The 4,247-nt window shown below is 42.2% G+C and carries 5 protein-coding genes; all 5 read right to left on the bottom strand.

The genetic code is table 11. The annotated features are described in order from the left end of the window. Positions 1-995 (bottom strand): FtsX-like permease family protein (locus B7697_RS00090; protein ID WP_142358988.1); only part of this gene is annotated, 995 nt, incomplete at its 3' end. Between the two features lies 1 nt (position 996). Further along, positions 997-1,755, bottom strand: coding sequence for an ABC transporter ATP-binding protein (locus tag B7697_RS00085; RefSeq protein WP_000173372.1), 759 nt, complete (start codon positions 1,753-1,755; stop codon positions 997-999). Between the two features lie 372 nt (positions 1,756-2,127). Further along, complete coding sequence (locus tag B7697_RS00080; RefSeq protein WP_084949699.1) at positions 2,128-2,400, bottom strand: PspC domain-containing protein; 273 nt, start codon at positions 2,398-2,400, stop codon at positions 2,128-2,130. Between the two features lie 58 nt (positions 2,401-2,458). Then, positions 2,459-2,908 (bottom strand): SprT family protein, encoded by a 450-nt coding sequence (locus B7697_RS00075; RefSeq protein ID WP_084949698.1) that lies wholly within the window; start codon positions 2,906-2,908, stop codon positions 2,459-2,461. Further along, a partial coding sequence (locus tag B7697_RS00070; protein ID WP_142358987.1) for a helix-hairpin-helix domain-containing protein occupies positions 2,895-4,247 on the bottom strand: 1,353 nt, incomplete at its 5' end. The genes B7697_RS00075 and B7697_RS00070, both read right to left, overlap by 14 nt.

The raw sequence follows: 4,247 nt of genomic DNA, 5'->3' as shown, positions 1-4,247 counted from the left end.
TCTTTTTCAACATTTTGTCCAGTAATTCCAAAGTCATGCGGATTCATCACTTTTTTAAAGGATTCTGAGGCATTGAAAATGCTTGTCGCTGCAGACATGGTAACCAAGACCATTGTTGACAAGATAGCGATGGTTGCTAGTCCAACCGCATTTTTCTTCATACGGAAAATCAAGTTGGAAACAGAGATGAGGTTATTTGGTTGGTAATAGTATTTCTTATTTTTCTTTAAGATTTGGAGGAAAACGGTAATCCCTGCATTAAACAAGAGATAGGTTCCAAAGATAACCAACAAAACAGCTAAGAAGAAGGTTGTTAGGGCTGTAAGGGGGTCTTTTACAGTAAGGGAAAGATAATATCCAATCCCTAAACTAATGGATCCAAGAATGGTTTGGAGAGGAAGAAAGCGACCTTTTTTCTCCCCACTAGCTTTTTCACGAGAGAGCTGGAGAGCATTCATGCGGGCGATTCGTAGGGCATTCAGGAACATGAGGCCTAGGAAAATCAATCCAAAGACTACCAACACTGAAATGACAACTTTCATCTGGAAGGTAGCGACCAGTTCAACCTTCAATTTCATCAGTTTGAGTAAGAAGGCGAAAATCAACTTGTCAAATAAGGCTCCAATACCGATACCTGCTCCAACAGTTAGAATTCCAAATAGCACCAACTCCTTAAAGGTCATACTGATTAGATGACGCTTCTCCAAGCCCAACATGCCATAAATTCCCAGTTCCTTGGAACGGTTCTTCATGACAAAACTATTGGCATAGAGGACGATAATGGCTGACGCAAGGGTGACGACAAACATACCAAATCCAAGTGTAGCCTGAATCGTTGTCCCTCCACGAATTTCTGCAATCTTGGGATTGAAGGTTAGGGAGTAAAAGAGATAAGTGACGGTGACTGCCAAGAGAACAGCCAGAGCAAAGGGGTAGTAGAGTTTGCGGTTTTTAATCAAGTTGGATACCGCTAACTTATTGGTTAATCGAAACATACTAATTCACCTCGCTTGCCATGACAGTCAAGGTATCAGAGATTTCTTGGAACATCTGACGCTCTGTCTTCTCTCCACGGTAGATTTGATTGTAAAGAATGCCGTCCTTGATAAAGAGTACACGTTTAGCTCTGCTAGCTGCTGCTGTTGAGTGGGTTACCATGAGAATGGTTTGGCCGCGCTCATTGATTTCATCAAAGACATCAAGTAAGGCTGCAGATGACTTGGAATCAAGGGCTCCTGTTGGCTCATCCGCAAGGAGTATTTCAGGTTCTGTGATGATGGCACGGGCTACTGCTACACGCTGTTTCTGCCCACCTGAAATCTCGTAAGGGTACTTCTCTTGTAATTGGTTGATGCCTAGATTCTCAGCTGTCACCACCAATTTCTTCATCATCTCCGTAATGGGTCTTCTTGACAAGACAAGCGGAAGCAAGATATTGTCTTTAACAGACAGAGTATCTAGTAAATTAAAGTCTTGGAAGACAAAGCCCAACTTTTCACGACGGAAGCTAGAAGCCTGTGAATTTTTGATGGTTGCGGTATCAGTTCCATTCAAGTAAACCTGACCACGAGTCGGTTTATCCAGCATAGCTAGGATATTGAGAAGAGTTGATTTACCAGAACCAGACTCACCCATGATGGCAACGTAGTCACCCTTTTCCACGGTAAAGTGAATATCCTTGAGAGCTTCTACTTGGTTGCCCTGAAAACGAGTTTTATAAATTTTTTGAACGTGTTTTACATCTAAAAGTGTCATGAGAATCTCCTTTCTTAATATCCCATCAAATGAAATGTTGCTTGCATCATAGCGCATCCCAGCTGAACACGCTCGATATCTTTGTGACTTGGTTTTCTTGTTTTCTTATGTAAGGTTTGTTTCATGATGTTACTCCTTTGTTCTTTATGAGTCTAGTTTACATCAAAAAAAGACTGCTTGCCATAACCTAACCTTACAAAAGAGACTTTAATCTTACATTTTTGTAAGATTGGGGGAAATGTAGGCATTTTATTAAAAATATTTTACCATAAAAAGAAGGCAAGAAGAAAACCCTTGCGGATACAAGGGTTCAAAAATTTTAAAATAGATTAGTCGAATTCATAGACTAACAGTAAAATAATTGTTTCTACCTCACCAAAACCAGCCTTCATTATCGTCAATTGCTTGTGCTTCTTTGCGTTTTCGTGGGCCTGTTCCGTACATTTCTGCTTCGATTTCTTCTTTGGTTGGCATGATAGAAGCTAGGATGATATAGATAATCACACCAAGTCCAAAGTTTGCGACTGTAAAAATGGCAAACAAGAAACGAACAAGGGTAACATCAAAGTTCCATTTGTCTGCTAGACCTGCCAGAACTCCTGAAATCATGCGATTTCGTCTCATTTTATAAAATTTACTGTTCATGGTTTTACCTCTTTCTACTAGGTTAGACTTAGTATATCACGGGTAGGCTCGGCTTTCATCAGTCCTCAGGCTGATTTATCAGTAGTAATTTACCTCGACAAAGTCCACAGCGATAGCGTTTGGTATCAATCCTTCGCTTGCGATGATAACTTTGCTGGCAGGACTGGCAACGATAGAGTTTGATTGGCTTGGAGTTGCTATTGGGCAAGGATGGCACAAAGCGTAATCCATCCACTGCTTTCAAAAGTTCCTTAAAATCCCGATCCTTGTGTTGATAGCCCTTCCCTTGGAAATAAAGGTGATAATGACAGAGTTCATGGCGGACAATTTTCCTAAAAACGTCCAACCCCAGTTCCTGATAAACCTTGGGATTAAAATCCAAATGCCCATCTTTTGGGAAAAATCGCCCACCTGTCGAACGTAGACGCCTATTCCACTGGGCTTGATGGATAAAAGGTCTACCGAAGTCTTCTAGCGAAACTTGCTTAACGTAATCAGTCAGATTCATTTGGAGCTAGAAGCGACAGATTGACTTTTTCACGTTCAGTATCAATTTTCTTAACCCAAACGGTCACCAAATCTCCAACTGACACCACTTGACTAGGGTGCTTTATAAACTTGCGACTCATGTGGGAAATATGGATCAAACCGTCCTCATGAATCCCAATGTCAACGAAGGCACCGAAATCAACGACGTTACGCACAACACCTTCCAGCTTCTGCCCAACCACTAGATCTTTGATATCTAGGACATCTTGGCGAAGCACAGGTGCATCAAAGGAATCACGGAAATCTCGACCTGGTTTGAGAAGATCTGCAATGATATCTTTAAGAGTTTCGGGACCAAGGTCTAGCTCTTGCGCCATTTCCTTGACTGAAAGCGACTTGAGTTTGCCTTGGGCTTCTTCGTTTAGTTCTTTAATATCTAAACGTTTGAAGAGCTCCTTAACAGCACTGTAATTTTCTGGGTGAACTCCTGTATTATCTAGAATATTGCTACTTTCAGGGATACGGAGGAAACCAGCTGCCTGTTCAAAAGCCTTGGCACCCAGACGCGGAACCTTCTTAATTTGAGCGCGTGAAGTGATTTTTCCTTCTTCTTCACGGTATTTGACGATATTTTCAGAGATGGTTTTATTGAGTCCAGCGACGTGTGAAAGAAGAGCTGGGCTGGCCGTATTGACATTGACACCGACTTGGTTCACCACGGTATCCACGACAAAGTCCAGACTCTCAGACAATTTCTTCTGGCTGACATCGTGCTGGTATTGACCGACACCAATTGACTTAGGATCGATTTTAACTAACTCTGCAAGAGGATCTTGTAAACGACGGGCGATAGAAATGGCAGAGCGTTTTTCAACGGTCAAGTCAGGAAACTCCTGACGAGCTAATTCACTAGCAGAATAGACAGAAGCACCACTTTCATTGACGATAACATAGCTGACTTCTGGAAAATCTTTAAGAACTTCCGCCACAAAGGCTTCACTTTCCCGACTAGCAGTTCCATTTCCGATGGCAATAATTTCCACGCTATATTGACCAATCAAATCTGCCAAATCTTTCTTGGCTTCTTCGATTTGACGAACAGAGGCTGGTTTGACAGGATAAATGACCTGAGTTGTCAGCATTTTTCCTGTTGCATCCACGACAGCTAGCTTGGCACCTGTACGAAAGGCAGGGTCAAATCCAAGAACCACGCGCCCTTTCAGCGGAGCAACCAAGAGGAGATTGCGCAGGTTGTCAGAAAAGAGTTGAATAGCACCTTCTTCTGCCTTCTCAGTTAATTCTGTCCGAATACGGCGCTCGATAGCTGGCAAGACTTTTTTCTTAACAGATTGCTGAAC

The organism is Streptococcus mitis (assembly GCF_002096895.1).
GTDB classification, from domain to species: domain Bacteria; phylum Bacillota; class Bacilli; order Lactobacillales; family Streptococcaceae; genus Streptococcus; species Streptococcus mitis_AH.
The sequence above is the reverse complement of the archived record's forward strand: the minus strand, read 5'-3'. Positions and strand labels throughout refer to the sequence as shown.